General features: G+C 60.8%; 10 protein-coding genes. 5 read left to right on the top strand and 5 right to left on the bottom strand.

Annotation, left to right across the window (positions count from 1 at the left end; all coding sequences use genetic code 11):
* The first annotated feature begins 195 nt into the window (after positions 1-195).
* The gene (locus AD665_RS24185) at positions 196-4,146 is read left to right on the top strand and encodes a dermonecrotic toxin domain-containing protein (RefSeq protein ID WP_053194192.1); all 3,951 of its coding nucleotides are present in this window, start codon (positions 196-198) and stop codon (positions 4,144-4,146) included.
* 65 nt (positions 4,147-4,211) lie between these two features.
* Here the strand turns inward: AD665_RS24185 and accC are convergent, their stop codons facing one another.
* From accC to AD665_RS24160, 5 genes are all read right to left on the bottom strand, one after another.
* Positions 4,212-5,567, bottom strand: coding sequence for an acetyl-CoA carboxylase biotin carboxylase subunit (gene accC, locus AD665_RS24180; protein WP_024781402.1), 1,356 nt, complete (start codon positions 5,565-5,567; stop codon positions 4,212-4,214).
* A gap of 17 nt (positions 5,568-5,584) precedes the next feature.
* A complete protein-coding gene (accB, locus tag AD665_RS24175) occupies positions 5,585-6,052 on the bottom strand; it encodes an acetyl-CoA carboxylase biotin carboxyl carrier protein (protein WP_024781401.1) in 468 nt (155 codons plus the stop codon).
* A gap of 48 nt (positions 6,053-6,100) precedes the next feature.
* Positions 6,101-6,553: a type II 3-dehydroquinate dehydratase gene (aroQ, locus tag AD665_RS24170; RefSeq protein ID WP_024781400.1), complete on the bottom strand. Its 453-nt coding sequence runs from the start codon at positions 6,551-6,553 to the stop codon at positions 6,101-6,103.
* Between the two features lie 317 nt (positions 6,554-6,870).
* Positions 6,871-7,419 carry a methyl-accepting chemotaxis protein gene (locus AD665_RS28265; protein ID WP_392396953.1) on the bottom strand — a complete coding sequence of 183 codons (549 nt, stop codon included), beginning with the start codon at positions 7,417-7,419 and terminating at the stop codon, positions 6,871-6,873.
* 1,450 nt (positions 7,420-8,869) lie between these two features.
* A complete protein-coding gene (locus AD665_RS24160) occupies positions 8,870-10,531 on the bottom strand; it encodes a diguanylate cyclase (RefSeq protein ID WP_024781398.1) in 1,662 nt (553 codons plus the stop codon).
* Between the two features lie 287 nt (positions 10,532-10,818).
* Between AD665_RS24160 and AD665_RS24155 the strand changes: the two genes are divergently transcribed.
* From AD665_RS24155 to speA, 4 genes are all read left to right on the top strand, one after another.
* Entirely contained in the window at positions 10,819-11,886 is a 1,068-nt protein-coding gene (locus tag AD665_RS24155; RefSeq protein ID WP_024781397.1) for a DUF2333 family protein, read from the top strand.
* A 3-nt stretch (positions 11,887-11,889) separates the two neighbouring features.
* Positions 11,890-12,435 carry an NUDIX hydrolase gene (locus AD665_RS24150; protein ID WP_024781396.1) on the top strand — a complete coding sequence of 182 codons (546 nt, stop codon included), beginning with the start codon at positions 11,890-11,892 and terminating at the stop codon, positions 12,433-12,435.
* Positions 12,436-12,605: 170 nt separating this feature from the next.
* The gene (locus AD665_RS24145; protein WP_024781395.1) at positions 12,606-12,977 is read left to right on the top strand and encodes a translation initiation factor Sui1; all 372 of its coding nucleotides are present in this window, start codon (positions 12,606-12,608) and stop codon (positions 12,975-12,977) included.
* Between the two features lie 210 nt (positions 12,978-13,187).
* Entirely contained in the window at positions 13,188-15,101 is a 1,914-nt protein-coding gene (gene speA, locus AD665_RS24140; RefSeq protein WP_024781394.1) for an arginine decarboxylase, read from the top strand.
* Positions 15,102-15,485 lie beyond the last annotated feature (384 nt).

The following is a 15,485-nucleotide window of genomic DNA, read 5'->3' as shown; positions in this document are numbered from 1 at the left end:
CCCGAATCAGCCACGCAGGTCACCAGGCTGCGAAAGCTGCGCAGTGTACGCCAGGTCGCCGTCAAAGTGGATAAGCCCGGTGGCCCGTGGCAGGCCGCGGCTGCCGCCCGGCGTGGTGTTTCGATATATATATGTATGACATGGAGGTGTTGTACGGCGGATAAGGTGAGGGTCCGCACAACAGGGAGGAACGTGATGGACAACACTGCCGAGGGGCAAAGCAAGGTGAATGGCGCAGGACCGGTATCTGTTCCGCAAGCGCAAACCGCATCAGCCGTTCTGGAAAGACTGGCACGCTGGAAGGCCGTCATCGACACGCGCCTGCAGACCCAGATGACCTTGCTGGAGGTGCTGGAAGAGTATCTGCTGGTCGAACTGCGTACCCGTTATCAGGAAGGCAACATCGATCCACATTTCATCGGCACCCTGCTGGACACGGTGCTGCAACGGATGATCGACGACAAACCGATTGCGCCTGACGAGGAATACGACGTGGCGTTCCGTTGGCCTGGCGGGCCCGACTTGGGTTTTACGGCCGAGCGTCGGGAGGTCATTGTCCAGGTGGTGGAGTCCGCCGTCTGGGGGGGCATTCAGCACTACAAGGACTACCTGAGTCGTTATTGGCGAATGACTAGCGGCGACGCCTCGCTCGAGGGCGTGGTCCAGCAGAAGCTCGGTGAGCACATGGCGGCCATCGACAGGATTTTTCAGTCCGATCAGTTGGAGGGGCTGGACGTCGATGATCTGCGCGAGCGCATCGAAACGCTCCAGGACGCCTGGCGTCGCATGAATGAAGTGACTGGGCTGGCCACCGAGCAGGAGCGCCGGGATCTCGATGCGTTGGCACGCTTGCAACTGCCTCATTGGCTGCGGGTGTTGGATGAACCCGGGCGAGCATCGCTACGGCTCCTCCAGGAGCGGACTCAGCAGGCGCAGGCGCTGGTCGATGAGTTGCACGATGGCGTGGGCTCGTTGCGTGCCTTCGCCCGGCAACAGGCCAAGGCGTATATCAGGCATGAGCTGGACATGGACGTCGAGCCGGACAATGTTCGGGTGACGTTGCAATGGAGAGCGGTCGTTGATCAGCCCATACAACGTTACAGCCTGAGTGACCTGCTGGTGGCGGGGCCGGCAAGGTCGGATGCCGTGTCGGTACTTCTGGTGGAAAATGGCGCGATGCTGCGCAATCAGCCCCTTTCATCGGCGTTCGTCAGCCGTTTGTTGGCGGATGTGGATGCGCCTGCCGGGTACTTGCAGGCGTTGACCGATCGATATGGTCGGGCTGATCTGAAACCCGCCATGTTCGATTGGCTGACGGCCCGACTGCAGCAAAGCGCATTCATTGCGCGTTGCGCGGGTCATCTGAAGGCGGTCAATCATGACGCGGTCAAAGCCCTCTGGGGCGGCGAGGCGTCGGTGCTGTCCGCCAGCCTGCTGCATGTCACCGGCCTGGCACTGCCAAACGGATTGCAATGCGCTGATCTGCTGCTGTTTTTCCGCGAGGACATGCAGGGTGACCTGTTGCTGTATGCCCCCGCCAAGCCCGATGGCCAGGAGTGGATCGAGTTGCCGTCGCTGTGGGCCGTGAGTGTGGAAATAGGCGCATGGACCCGAAATGAGGCAGGGCGCGAATACCTGATGCAGCAATTGTCCCCGAATGGTCGCGATGTGGCTCGGGAATACTTTGCCCGTGTGGTGGACAAGCCGGTTTCATGGGACATGGGCAAGGATCTAAGGGCCGGAGCGACGGGATTCAGGGCGTGCCTGGAAGACGCCGTGGCCATGGGGTTGGCCCATAACCTGGCGCAGGTGCAGTTGGACGACTCGCCTCGCTGGTATTCCGCACTGCCGCTTGATTCCCGTCGAAACATCAGCAGTTTGAGTCAGGAGCTCCTGCTGCACCAGCGGGCATTCAGCGAGCAGCTTGCGGACTTCGAAGTCTTCGTGGACTTCGCCAAGCGCACCGTCGCCCAGGCGATCACGCCTTACCTGCGCAGCAGGGGCGTACTTGAGTCGGTGGATCCCGCGACGATCCTCATCGACTACAGCCCGGGGCTCGCGGGCCGTGACACGAAGACCGCGAGCCTGCTGGATCTGGTCATCCATGGGTACGACGACAACTCGGGTATCGATGACCCCCGCAAAGGTGTGCGTTCCTCTGTCGGGCAGGACCTGAGGCAGGTCCGCAGTGCCGAGTTGGCGCTCTATATCCGACGGGCTTATGTGGGCGAGCGTTATGGGAAAGAGACCCGCGCCAGGTTCCTCGACGTCGATTCGCCTGCCTACATCAAGCGCCGCAATACCTACCGCCACATGCTGCTGATCCGAATGGATCGTGACCTGCGCGTCGCGAAGGGCAAGGGCCTGTTGAACGATTCGGAATTCTGGTGGCTCACCCGGCAAGTCACCCTGCTGGGGGAGTTGGTGGCAGTGTCGGGCCCTGAATATCCGGGGACTGTGGTGAGGCGCGAGGGCGTGGTCAGGTTTACTGTCGATGGGCATGTCGTATTGGGCGTTTACGTTTTCATCTACTTCGATCCGAAACGTTCATCCTGGCTGTACACGCCAGACGCGCCGGACGGCGTTACCTTTCGCCGGTACCGGGGTTTTTCCGGAGGGGTCGCTGCACGACTGCGTGATTATGTCGTGGGGCGGGTGGCGCTCACCGCCAGAGAAAAGGTAAGGCGTTCGCTGGTGGCCCTGGCGACGACGAGTGCTCGCGTCGATGCGCTGCGCGAACTCAATCGGGTGATCGACATCCGGGCCGAGTTCGATGCCTATATCGAGCGCAGCATCACTGATGTGGAGGATGTCACCACCAGCCGTATCGAAGTGATCGAGGGCCAGGTCATCAAGGGCCTGCTCTTTGCGTCAGCGCCGGTATGCATGGTGTATCCCCCTTTTGTCCTGCTGCTGGATATCGCCCTCAGTACCGTCAGTTCCGGGCAGGCCATCGAGGCGCATGTCCAGGGCGACACGGAAAGCGCGCTGTGGCATTGGATGTTCGCGACCTGGGGAGCGTTGTTCGCCGCGTTTGGGCTACAGATCGTGGGCGCTGTCAGGCGTCTGGGGCAGGTGGTGAAGCCTGCATCGTTGTCGGCCCGGCGCTTGAGGCATGCAGCCCCCGCCGCCAAAGAGACTGATCCAACGCTACGACCCATACGCTTCAAGGCGCATCAGTCCATCAGGAAAGTGCCTGCAAATCTGGTGGAGGTGACTGAGGAGGGCATTTTCAAGGGCACCTGGCGTAGCCCGTCCAGTGCTTCACAGCCGCGGGACACCTACTTTATCAAGCATAAAGGCAGGTACTACCAGGTGAAGAAACATCCCTCTCTTGACGGTCTGCGCCTGGTGGATGCCAGGAGTCCCGGGGCGCTTTATCAAGAGCCCCTGCGCAGGATGTCGAATGGCAAGTGGGTCTACGATAAGCCGGGCTTGCTGGGTGGAAACGGCGAGGTGGCTTATCTTGGGCGAGTGGATGACTTGCGGGCGGCGTTTCCTGGGCATGTCTTCCCGGATGTCTCAAGGGGCGCATTGCAGGGCGAGGCGGTAGTGGCGAGGTTCAGCGAGGCCGTCGCAGACAATTATCTGTTCTCCCTGAACGCGCAGACCTGCGTGATCGCTTCGCTGCACAACCCGACCACCGGAATGGGCGCTGTCATTCACTTTGATCACAATATCCGCGCGCTGATCGAACGCTGTTTGCGGGACATAACGCAGCGTCTGGGCGGAGTGGCGCAGGATATCCGCGCCACCCTGGTGGGTGGGGATTGGCTGACGGGCACTGACATCGGCGGGCGGGTCAGGGCGGCGATGCGGCGCCAGGGCCTGCAACCCACGTGGGATTACTGGTCGTACTCTTCCTGTTTTGGCAGTACCTATGGTGTCGCGCTGGACCTGCGCAGTGGCGTGACGTCGGTGTTCAAGACAGGGCGCGGCCAAGTCGAGCGTTACTACATACCAGTGCTGGCGCGAGCGAAAAAGAGCGCCGATCCGGTGTCGGTACGGGCACGGGGGTTCATGAGACGCGTGCGTAACGAGCCCCTGGTCGCGAACTCCAGTGGTGCCATCAGCACTGGGCAGGGGAGGCCGGTGACTTCGGCGCAGATCGAAACGCAAGCTTTCTCGACGGTGCTGCTGAGCTGATCGGTCGGCAGGCAAAAAAAGACCCCGGCCAACGGACCGGGGTCTTTTTTACATCACTTGGGACATCAAGCCTCGTGGGCCAGCTTGTGTTCCAGGTAATGGATGTTGACGCCGCCTTCGCAGAAGCCTTTGTCACGTACCAGATCGCGGTGCAGCGGGATGTTGGTCTTGATCCCGTCAACCACGATTTCTTCCAGCGCATTGCGCATGCGCGCCATGGCTTCGTCGCGGGTCGCCCCGTAGGTGATCAGCTTGCCGATCAACGAATCGTAGTTCGGCGGAACGGCATAACCGCTGTACAGGTGCGAGTCGACGCGAACGCCATTGCCGCCCGGTGCATGGAAGTGCTTGACCGTGCCTGGGCTTGGCATGAAGGTTTTCGGGTCTTCGGCGTTGATCCGGCATTCCAGTGCGTGACCGCGAATGACTACGTCATCCTGGGTGAACGACAGCTTGTTGCCGGCGGCGATGCTGAGCATCTCCTTGACGATGTCGATACCTGTGACCATTTCCGAAACCGGGTGCTCCACCTGAACACGGGTGTTCATTTCGATGAAGTAGAAGCGACCGTTCTCGTACAGGAACTCGAAGGTACCGGCACCGCGGTAGCCGATGTCGATGCAGGCCTTGACGCAACGAGCCAGGACTTCCTGGCGGGCCTTCTCGTCGATGCCCGGTGCCGGCGCTTCTTCGAGGACCTTCTGGTGGCGACGTTGCAGTGAGCAATCGCGGTCGCCCAGATGGATGGCCTGGCCCTGGCCGTCGGACAGCACCTGGACTTCGACGTGGCGTGGGTTGGTCAGGAATTTTTCCAGGTAGACCATCGGGTTGCCGAACGCCGCGCCTGCTTCGGAGCGGGTCAGTTTCGCCGAGGAAATCAGGTCTTCTTCCTTGTGTACCACGCGCATGCCGCGACCACCGCCGCCGCCGGCGGCCTTGATGATCACCGGGTAACCGACTTCGCGACCGATGCGCAGGGCGGTTTCTTCGTCTTCAGGCAGCGGGCCGTCGGAACCCGGAACGGTCGGCACGCCGGCAGCGATCATGGCGTGCTTGGCCGAAACCTTGTCGCCCATTAGGCGGATGGTTTCAGCTTTCGGGCCGATGAAGGCAAAGCCGGAATTCTCGACCTGTTCGGCGAAGTCGGCGTTTTCCGCCAGGAACCCGTAGCCTGGGTGAATGGCGGTGGCGCCGGTCACTTCGGCAGCGGCAATGATCGCCGGGATGTGCAGGTAGGAGTGCGCGGCAGAGGCCGGGCCGATGCAGACGGATTCGTCCGCCAGGCCCAGGTGCATCAGCTCTTTGTCGGCCTTGGAGTAAACGGCGACGGTCTTGATGCCCATCTCTTTGCAGGCACGCAGGATCCGCAGGGCGATCTCACCGCGGTTCGCGATCAGGACTTTTTCCAGCTTCGCAGTCATCAAAGGCTCTCCGCGGTTCAAACGATGGTGAACAGCGGTTGGTCGTACTCAACCGGCTGGCCGTCTTCAACGAGGATGGACTCGATCACACCGCTGGTTTCAGCTTCGATGTGGTTCATCATCTTCATGGCTTCGACGATGCACAGGGTGTCGCCTTTCTTCACGGTCTGGCCCACTTCAACGAAGGACGGCGAGGTTGGCGAAGACTTGCGATAGAAGGTGCCTACCATTGGCGAACGGGCCACAGTGCCGTTGAGCGCTGGAGCGGCAGCCGTTGCTGCTGCGGCCGGAGCAGCTGCGGCAGGTGCGGCAGGTGCTGGTGCGGCGGCCGGAGCCTGCATCGGTGCCGGGGCGTAGAATTGCTGGGCTGGAGTCTTGCTGTGACGGCTGATGCGTACGGACTCTTCGCCTTCCTTGATCTCGAGCTCGTCGATGCCGGACTCTTCCAGCAATTCGATCAGTTTCTTAACTTTACGGATATCCATGAATCATCAACTCCCAAGGGTCGGTCAGGGGCGTTTAACGCTTGTTGTTCAAGCTGTTGCCTGTTTTTCAAGCTGCTCTAGGGCGGCCTCCAGGGCCAGTCGGTAACCGCTGGCGCCAAGGCCGCAGATCACTCCCACCGCTACATCGGAGAAGTAGGAGTGATGGCGGAAAGGTTCGCGTTTGTGCACGTTGGACAAATGCACTTCGATGAATGGGATGCTCACCGCCAGCAGCGCGTCACGTAATGCGACACTTGTATGCGTAAAAGCTGCTGGATTGATCAAAATGAAGTCCACGCCTTCGCCACGGGCGGCATGGATGCGGTCGATCAATTCATATTCGGCATTGCTTTGCAGGTAGAGCAGATGGTGGCCGGCGGCGCGGGCCCGCTGCTCCAGGTCCTGGTTGATCTGGGCCAGTGTCACCGCGCCATAGACGCCCGGTTCACGGGTGCCCAGCAGGTTCAGGTTGGGTCCGTGCAGGACCAAAAGAGTTGCCATCTGCTGTTCCTTGTTATCTGTGAGCAGGTATCAGAACCCGGCGACTATGCCGCAAAGCCTTAATGACTGTCCAGTTCTCGGCAATAGCCAGCACGTTGACCGATGTTTGCGAAAAATTTGTGACCATGCCCAGGCATCCGGTCACCCATGCCGGCATAGGCCACCTTGAGCCCTGTGGGGACATGGATGTTGTGTCCACCCCAGATCAGGGTGGGAGCGGGCTTGCTCGCGAAGAGGGCGGCACATTCGGCATCCAAGCAAGCTGACCCACCGCCATCGCGAGCAGGCCCGCTCCCACACGGGATTGTCGCTGGCAGTCAAACACGAAACGCTTGTACCGCCGTATGCAGACGCCCACCCAGCACCAGCAGGTTTTCGCCTTGTTCCCGTCCCTGGCCGATACGCAGCAGGTTTTCCCCGCCCAATAGGTGAATACGCTCGCTGTGATCGCGGATTTCACTGACGGCGCCGCTCTGTTGGGCGGTGACTTCGGCGATGCGCACGGCGGTGTCGGCGATGGTCTGGATAGCATCGACGATTTTATCCAGTGCACCGTCGGCCGCTTGTGCCTGGTTGGCGGTGGCTTCGGCGTGTTCGACTTGGGCGCGCATGCCATCGACTGACTGACGCGCCGCCAGTTGCAGGCGGGCGATCAAGGCCTGGATTTCGGCTGTGGCCCCCGCCGTACGTTGGGCCAGGGAACGGACCTCCTCGGCCACTACGGCAAAGCCACGGCCCATCTCCCCGGCGCGGGCGGCTTCGATGGCGGCATTGAGCGCCAGCAGGTTGGTCTGGTCGGCAATCGAGCGAATCACCGTCAACACACCGCCAATGGTGGCCGACTCTTCGGCCAGTTGTTCGATCATCTGTGCGTTGCCCTGTACTTCGCCCACCAGTGCATGCAGGCCGGTGAGACTCAGGCCGATGACTTTCTGCCCTTGCGCCACGGCTTGCCCGGCGCTGCGGCTGGCGTCGGCGGCCTGGCTGGCATCACCGGCCACCTGTTGAATGGTCGCTTCAAGTTCGCTGAGGGAATCGCGGATCAGCGCCGTATCATCAGCCTGATACTCCGCGCCGCTGTGCATCTCGGCGCTGAGATCGGCCAGGGCCCGGCTGCTGCCAGCGACCTGCTCTGCGTTCAGGTGGATAGTGCCCACGAGGTCCGCCAGATAAGCCCGCAGCCGATTGAGTGACGCTTGGATGTCTTGCAACTCACGGTTGCTGGCGCCCACATGGATGTCGCGGCTGAAGTCGCCTTCGGCCCAGGTCGACAGGGCTGGCGCCAGGTGCGTCAAAGTCCGGGCCAGGCGTCGTTGCAAGGTGTCGATAAGCAGTGCGATCAACAGGATCAAGCCGATCATCACCCCCTGTATCAACCGGACCTCGCCCTGGATCTGCCCGTGCTGGGCCCGAACCACTGGTTCCAGGGCATCGATCGCCTGTTGCACGTCGGCGGTTTTCACGTGGGTGGCGTTGCTCAGTTCAGTGCGCTTCTGGATCAGTTCTCGGGTGCGCGCCAGTTCCGCGGGGTAGCGACCGAGCAGGCTGTTGAGTTCGCGCTTGAGGGCGATGCCGGCGTCTTCAGTGACAGCTTTTTCCTGGTTTTCCAGGCCCATCAGCGCGGCGAAATCATCGCCGGCGGAATCGCTGCTGGTTGTCACGCCCAGCAACGGCAGACTGTCCAGTTGCCCGGCCTGCGCACGGATACTTTCCACTTCCCGCTCGACATCAGTGGCCAACTCACTACGCCCGCTGCTGACCAGCTTGTCTCGCGCAAGGGACAATCGCCCCAGGTGCTGTGATGCGCTGAACAACAGAGGCAAGTAACTCGGGGCGCCGTTGGCGTACTGGGCGAGCTGGTCCAGGTTGGCGCCCAATTCACGTTCGGCCTGCAGCAGCAGGGCCTGGGGATCGCCGGCCAGTTTGCCGGCAGCCAGCAGGTCGGTCTTGCAGAAACCGTCCAGGCTCGACAGGCTCGGCCTGAGGGTGCGGGCCAGTTCCGGGGGAAAGTGATCCAGTTCTTTTTGCAGGGTGTCGAGAGCCTGGCTCGCGGCGCTGAGTCGCAAGGCATCGCCACTGGCCAGGTAATCTTCGATGTTGCGCGTAACCTCGCCCTGGAATTGCCGTGACAGACCCACGTAGCGCTCCATCAACAGGTAGGGACGCTCCAGGGCGGCCTGGGACCACCAGAGCGTGGTGCCGAGGCCCAGGCAAACGGCCAATAAAAGCAGGGTATTGAGGTTGGTCAGCAATTTCAGGCGCATTGAAGGTCTACCGGGGGCAGAATCGTAAGTGCCTGAATTTATTGCGCTTGAGTTACAGGTTCATGACCGAGTCGGTGGATTCCGATGAAAAAGTGGCACTTTGCCTTGCGCTCTGTACCCGGTTGCGACCGGCGTGCTTGGCGCGATACAGCGCTTCATCCGCCTCACTGGCCATCATCAGGCTGTCGGACTCCTCGCTCATCTCCACCACGCCGGCACTGAACGTGCACCACAGGTCCTGGGGTTGGGCCGGATAGTGGATTTCGGCAAAGCGCTGGCGGATTTCGTCCAGGACCGCGCAGGCGTCGTTGATGTTGGTGTCCGGCATGACAATGGCGAACTCTTCTCCGCCGTAACGCCCGATGAAGTCGGTCTTGCGCAGGCGCTGCTTGAGAAACAACGCCAGGCTTTTGATTACCCGGTCGCCCATCGGATGGCCGTGGCTGTCGTTGACCCGTTTGAAATGGTCGATGTCCAGCATGGCAAAGCTCAAGGGCTTGCCTTCGCGACGGGCGCGGAAGCAGCAGTCTTCGAGCAGCTGCAGGATATGGGTGTGGTTGTACAGGCCGGTCAGGCTGTCACGTACCATCCGCGCCTTGAGGTTGCGGGCCCGGGCCGCACGGTTGCGCACAGTGGTGATCAGGTGGCGGGGCTTGATCGGTTTGGTCAGGAAGTCATCGCCGCCCTCGCTCATGGCATCGAGCTGCTTGTCCAGATCATCTTCGGCAGACAGGTAGATAATCGGCACGCTGACGTAGCGGTCATTGTGACGGATCACCTTCGCCAGTTCCGTACCGGTGCAGGCAGGCATGTACATGTCGAGAATGATCAGGTCAGGCTGGAAATCTGCCAGCTCGGCCATGGCCTGGATCGGTTCGATCAGCGTGCGGGTCACGATGCCTGCACTATTTAGCAGGCGTTCGGTGTGCAGGGCCTGGGCGCGAGAGTCATCAATGATCAGCACTTTGTAGGGTTCGTACTGGGCGACGCAGGTCAGCACCTCGATTTTTTCCAGCAGGCTCGAGGCCTCGAGGGTGCCGGTGAGGAACTCCTGTCCGCCGGCGCGCACGGCCGCCAGACGTGTCGGGGTATCGGTTTCCAGCAGGCTGAAGAACAACAGTGGTAATGGCTGCTCAAGGCCTTGTTGGGCTTCGGCCGCCAACTTCAGGCCGATGCCGGGACCGCTGAAATCCACATCCATGACAATCGCCGCCGGCAGGCGCTCGACCATCGAGGCGCGAAATGCCGCGACACTTTCCAACGCCTGGGCGCTGAGGCCGAAGAACTCCAGTTGCTTGGCCAGACGCTCGGCGCGGTCATTGTCTTGCAGCAGCACATAAATCGGTTTGCGCAACGGCGGTAGAAATGTTTGGTCGAGCTGGTCCCCATGGCGCAGGCCCGTACGAGACAGGCGCTGCATCAAACGATTGATCTCGGTGATCAGGTGACTGCTCAGCCGCCCACGATTGGCATCCACCGCTTGCAGTGACTGGCTGATGCCCTGGGCCAATTGGGAATGCTCGGGCTGTTCGAAGCGCTCGGCAAAACGCTGCAGGCGCAGATTGGCTTCACTGAGCTCCGACAGATCGGTGCTGGACCATTCACTTCGTTGCAGGCGCTGCCATATCTCCAGGATCTGACGAGCCTGATGAATTACCCGCTGGGCAAAGTGGTGCTTGAGGCGCTCACGGCTGGGGTCTTCTGGCTCGGTCATTATCCTGACTACTTAGTTAGATACATGCTGAGGTCGACTGGTGGCTCTATGCTAGCATCTCTTTTCATGCGCATGAGTGTCGCACGTCAATAATCTACCCAGCAGCGACATTCAGTTTGTGACCGGTCGGTTTCGTAGGCCGATGGCCGCGCTTCCTTTATAGTTGCCATCCGACTGCTCCGCCTGGTCCCGCATGATTTACGCAGGATTTATCGCGTTTCAAATCAGGCACGATGGCGTAGGGTTGTGGTCGAACCGTGAACTCAAGTGATTGAAGGGACATCGCCATGCTGGACTGGAAAAACCGCGCGGGCAGCGCACCTGAACGTGCCGCCGAGCCGAAATCGGCTACCCGCAGCTACCTGGGTGGGCTGTTTTTCAGCCGCGCGCTGGCCACGCTGATCGGCCTGTACCTGCTGGTGACCATTGCCATCGGCTGGTACTGGAGTCAGGAGCCCGCCCTGTTTCCAGTGCAGCAGAATGCCCAGGCGGCGGCCGAGAAGGATGGCCGGCAAATGGTGGTCGGCTACACCACTGTCGAAACCCTCAAGACCGTGGCCGGAACCCTGCTGACCAAGCCAGGCGGCTACATTTCCAACGATCGTTTTCCGCCGGGCCTGTGGATGGACAACATGCCGAGTTGGGAATATGGCGTACTGGTGCAGGTCCGCGACCTGAGTCGCGCCTTGCGCAAGGACTTCGCCCGTTCCCAATCCCAGTCCGCCGAGGACGCTGACCTGGCCAAGGCCGAGCCGCGCTTCAACTTCGATAACCGCAGTTGGGTGCTGCCCTCCAGCGAGTCGGAATACCAGGAAGGCATCAACTCCCTGAGCCGCTACCAGGCGCGCCTGTCCGATCCTACCCAGAAAAGCGCGTTGTTCTATGCCCGCGCCGACAACCTGAACAACTGGCTGGGCGATGTCGGTACTCGCCTGGGTTCGCTGTCCCAGAGGCTGTCGGCCAGTGTTGGCCGGGTCAAGCTCAATACTTCGCTGAAAACCGAAGTCCCTGTCCCTGGGCAGGTACCGCAGGTGGATGAGGAAGTGGTCGAGACTCCATGGTTGCAGATTGATAATGTGTTCTATGAGGCGCGGGGCCAGGCCTGGGCCTTGTCCCACCTGCTGCGCGCCATTGAAGTGGACTTCGCCGATGTGCTGGCGAAGAAGAACGCCACGGTCAGCGTGCGGCAGATCATTCGTGAACTGGAGGCTTCCCAGGAGCCGGTCTGGAGCCCGATGATCCTCAATGGCAGCGGCTTCGGTGTATTGGCGAACCATTCCCTGGTCATGGCCAACTACATTTCCCGGGCCAACGCGGCAGTGATCGACTTGCGGCAACTGCTGAACCAGGGCTGATTCATGAGCGAGAGCCCCCGGGAGGCCGCTCACCGAGTGGCCTCGGATGCCGAGCTGATCGCTTGGGTCGATGAACACGACAACCTGCTCGGCAGCCTGGTGCGTTCGGACCTGCGCGAGCGTGGCCTGATCGGGCGTGGCACCTACATCATGCTGTTCAACTCGGCGGGTGAGCTGTGCGTCCACCGGCGGACCCTGAGCAAGGCGATCTACCCGGGCTTCTGGGACGTGGCGGCGGGCGGAATGGTGCAGGCCCATGAAACCTACGCCGAGTCGGCAGCCCGTGAACTGGAAGAGGAGCTTGGTGTAAGCGGGGTGCAACTCACCGCCCATGACCATTTTTACTTCGAAGACCCCGGCAGTCGCCTCTGGTGCTCGGCGTTTTCGGCAGTGTGGGACGGTCCACTGGTATTGCAACCTGAAGAAGTGCTCGAAGCGCGCTTCATGCCGATCGAACAGGTACTGGATGAAATCCGGCACAAGCCTTATTGCCCGGACTCGTTGGCGGCGCTCGAGCGATATCTGCGTGGTGTCGCAAAGAAGCTGTAAATTGGCGCGGATTGGCCCTTAGCAAGTCAGCTTTTTGCCGTTACACTGCGCGACTTTTCAAGCTGAACCGACGTCTGCGGTCCAGTAGCGCTGCCCCTGCCTGAGTGGGGCTTCGCGGTCGAGGCACTTTCTCTCCCCGACCAGTCTTTGTCCTCCCGAGAGGATTGCCGGTGGCCAAAAAAGCCGCATCCTTCGCCGCCCTGGGTGGCCTGGTATTTTCTACCGACGCCGGTCGTCATTGCCCTGATTGCCGTCAGCCGGTGGATGCCTGCATCTGCAAACAGACCGTCATCCCTGCCGGTGACGGTATTGCCCGTGTGCGCCGTGAAAGCAAGGGGCGCGGCGGCAAGACGGTGACCACGATCACCGGCGTGCCGTTGGCCGAAGACGCGCTCAAGGAACTGGCCACCACGTTGAAAAAACGCTGTGGTACCGGTGGCGCGTTGAAAGACGGCGTCATCGAGATCCAGGGTGATCACGTCGAGCTGTTGCTGGCGGAACTGGTCAAGCACGGTTTCAAGGCAAAAAAATCCGGCGGCTAGCAGCCTCTGTGAAAACCACTCCGGCTCGATCCGAATCTGCTGTTCGAGGTCGCCCATATGGTTTTCACAGAGCCTGTTCTGAACGGGTTTCTAAACTCAGCGCTGCCAGCAGGGTCTACCCTGCTTGCAGGCAAATCGTCATTTCCATTCTCTAGACTGCGCCAGCCTCCGACCGGATGGTGCATTTTGACTTCTTTATAGGGGACTTCGATGTCCGTACGACGCACACGCAAAGACGATGGCAGCCAATGGACAGTTGCGGACAGCCGCAGTGTTTACGGGATTCGCCATTGGGGGGCCGGGTATTTCGCGATCAATGACGCCGGTCGCGTCGAAGTTCGTCCGAACGGTCCCGACAGTTCGCCCATCGATCTGTTCGAACAGGTAGATCAGCTGCGCCAGAGCGGTCTGTCGTTGCCCTTGCTGGTACGCTTTCCCGACATCCTGCAAGACCGTGTACGCCAGCTCACCGGTGCGTTCGACAGCAACATCGCGCGTCTGGAGTACCAGAGTCAGTACACCGCGCTCTACCCGATCAAGGTCAACCAGCAGGAAGCGGTGATCGAGAACATCATCGCCACCCAGAACGTCTCCATCGGCCTGGAAGCCGGCTCCAAGCCCGAGCTGCTGGCGGTGCTGGCCCTGGCGCCGAAGGGCGGGACCATCGTCTGCAACGGCTACAAGGACCGTGAGTTCATCCGTCTGGCGCTGATGGGTCAGAAGCTGGGTCACAACGTGTTCATTGTGATCGAGAAAGAGTCCGAGGTCGGCCTGGTGATCGAAGAGGCTGCTTCGCTCAAGGTCAAGCCACAGGTGGGCCTGCGGGTACGCCTGTCGTCCCTGGCGTCGAGCAAATGGGCCGACACCGGTGGTGAGAAGTCCAAGTTCGGTTTGTCAGCCGCACAGTTGCTGTCGGTGGTCGAACGTTTCCGCGCTGCCGGCCTGGACCAGGGCATTCGTCTGCTGCACTTCCACATGGGTTCGCAGATCGCCAACCTGGCGGACTACCAGCACGGCTTCAAGGAAGCGATCCGTTACTACGGTGAACTGCGCAACCTCGGCCTGCCGGTGGATCACATCGACGTCGGCGGCGGCCTGGGCGTGGACTACGACGGTACGCATTCGCGTAATGCCAGTTCGATCAACTACGACATGGACGATTACGCCGGTGTCGTGGTCGGCATGCTCAAGGAGTTCTGCGATGCCCAGAGCCTGCCGCATCCGCACATTTTTTCGGAAAGCGGTCGTTCCCTGACCGCGCACCACGCGATGCTGGTGGTGCAGGTGACCGACGTGGAGAAACACGTCGATGACATGCCGGTGATCGACAACAAGCAGGAGCTGCCGGAAACCGTGCAGTGGCTAGTTGACCTGCTGGGCCCGACCGATATCGAGATGGTCACCGAAACCTACTGGCGCGCCACCCACTACATGAGCGACGTGGCCACCCAGTACGCCGACGGCAAGCTGACCCTGGCGGAAAAAGCCCTGGCCGAACAGTGCTACTTCGCTGTGTGTCGTCGCCTGTACAACTCGTTGAAGGCACGCCAGCGTTCCCATCGCCAAGTGCTGGATGAACTCAACGACAAGCTTGCCGACAAGTACATCTGCAACTTCTCGGTGTTCCAGAGCCTGCCGGACACCTGGGCCATCGGCCAGGTGCTGCCGATTCTGCCGCTGCATCGTCTCGACGAGGAGCCGATGCGCCGCGCCGTGCTGCAAGACCTGACCTGCGACTCCGACGGCAAGATCAAGCAGTACGTCGACGAGCAGAGCATTGAAACCAGCCTGCCGGTCCACGCCCTCAATCCCGGCGAGGATTACCTGCTGGGGATCTTCCTGGTGGGTGCCTACCAGGAAATCCTTGGTGACATGCACAACCTGTTCGGTGACACCGACTCGGTGAACATCTACCAGAACGCCGATGGCAGCGTGTACCACGCCGGTATCGAAACCCACGACACCATCGAAGACATGCTGCGCTACGTGCACCTGTCGCCGGAGGAGTTGATGACCCACTACCGCGACAAATGTGCCAGCGCCCGTATCAGCGCCGCCGAGCGTACCCAGTTCCTCGATGCCCTGCGCCTGGGATTGACGCGTTCGTCGTATTTGTCGTCCTGATGCGCAGATCAAAGCCGGTCGGACACGAGGCTCTGTGGCTAATGCCAGTCAGTTAAGGATCAAACGGCACAAACCCTGTGGGAGCAAAGCTTGCTCGCGATAGCGACAGATCAGTCAACATTATTGCTGACTGACTTAGCGCAATCGCGAGCAAGCTTTGCTCCCACAGGTTTGTGGTTTAACTGATCGGCATCAGGGCTCTGTGGCAGCTCTTTGATCGATCGGCATCGCCCTTCGGGTCTGTCAGAAAGCTCAGCGCACATCGCGGGTTTTTTCGGATAGTCCCGAAGGGCATTTTTATTTGCGCCGCCGTTATTTCCGCACGTCGGGTCATTTAACCGATGCTGTCCTCATTTCATGTAGTCCCTTTCCTAACTTGTACTT

The organism is Pseudomonas corrugata (assembly GCF_001269905.1).
In the GTDB taxonomy this organism is placed as follows: Bacteria; Pseudomonadota; Gammaproteobacteria; order Pseudomonadales; family Pseudomonadaceae; genus Aquipseudomonas; species Aquipseudomonas corrugata.
This window is presented reverse-complemented; position numbering and strand designations above follow the sequence as displayed.

Coding starts and splice junctions, on each gene's coding strand:
- AD665_RS24185 (WP_053194192.1), top strand. CDS start 196: ATGGACAACACTGCCGAGGGGCAAAGCAAGGTGAATGGCGCAGGACCG.
- accC (WP_024781402.1), bottom strand. CDS start 5,567: ATGACTGCGAAGCTGGAAAAAGTCCTGATCGCGAACCGCGGTGAGATC.
- accB (WP_024781401.1), bottom strand. CDS start 6,052: ATGGATATCCGTAAAGTTAAGAAACTGATCGAATTGCTGGAAGAGTCC.
- aroQ (WP_024781400.1), bottom strand. CDS start 6,553: ATGGCAACTCTTTTGGTCCTGCACGGACCCAACCTGAACCTGCTGGGC.
- AD665_RS28265 (WP_392396953.1), bottom strand. CDS start 7,419: ATGATCGAACAACTGGCCGAAGAGTCGGCCACCATTGGCGGTGTGTTG.
- AD665_RS24160 (WP_024781398.1), bottom strand. CDS start 10,531: ATGACCGAGCCAGAAGACCCCAGCCGTGAGCGCCTCAAGCACCACTTT.
- AD665_RS24155 (WP_024781397.1), top strand. CDS start 10,819: ATGCTGGACTGGAAAAACCGCGCGGGCAGCGCACCTGAACGTGCCGCC.
- AD665_RS24150 (WP_024781396.1), top strand. CDS start 11,890: ATGAGCGAGAGCCCCCGGGAGGCCGCTCACCGAGTGGCCTCGGATGCC.
- speA (WP_024781394.1), top strand. CDS start 13,188: ATGTCCGTACGACGCACACGCAAAGACGATGGCAGCCAATGGACAGTT.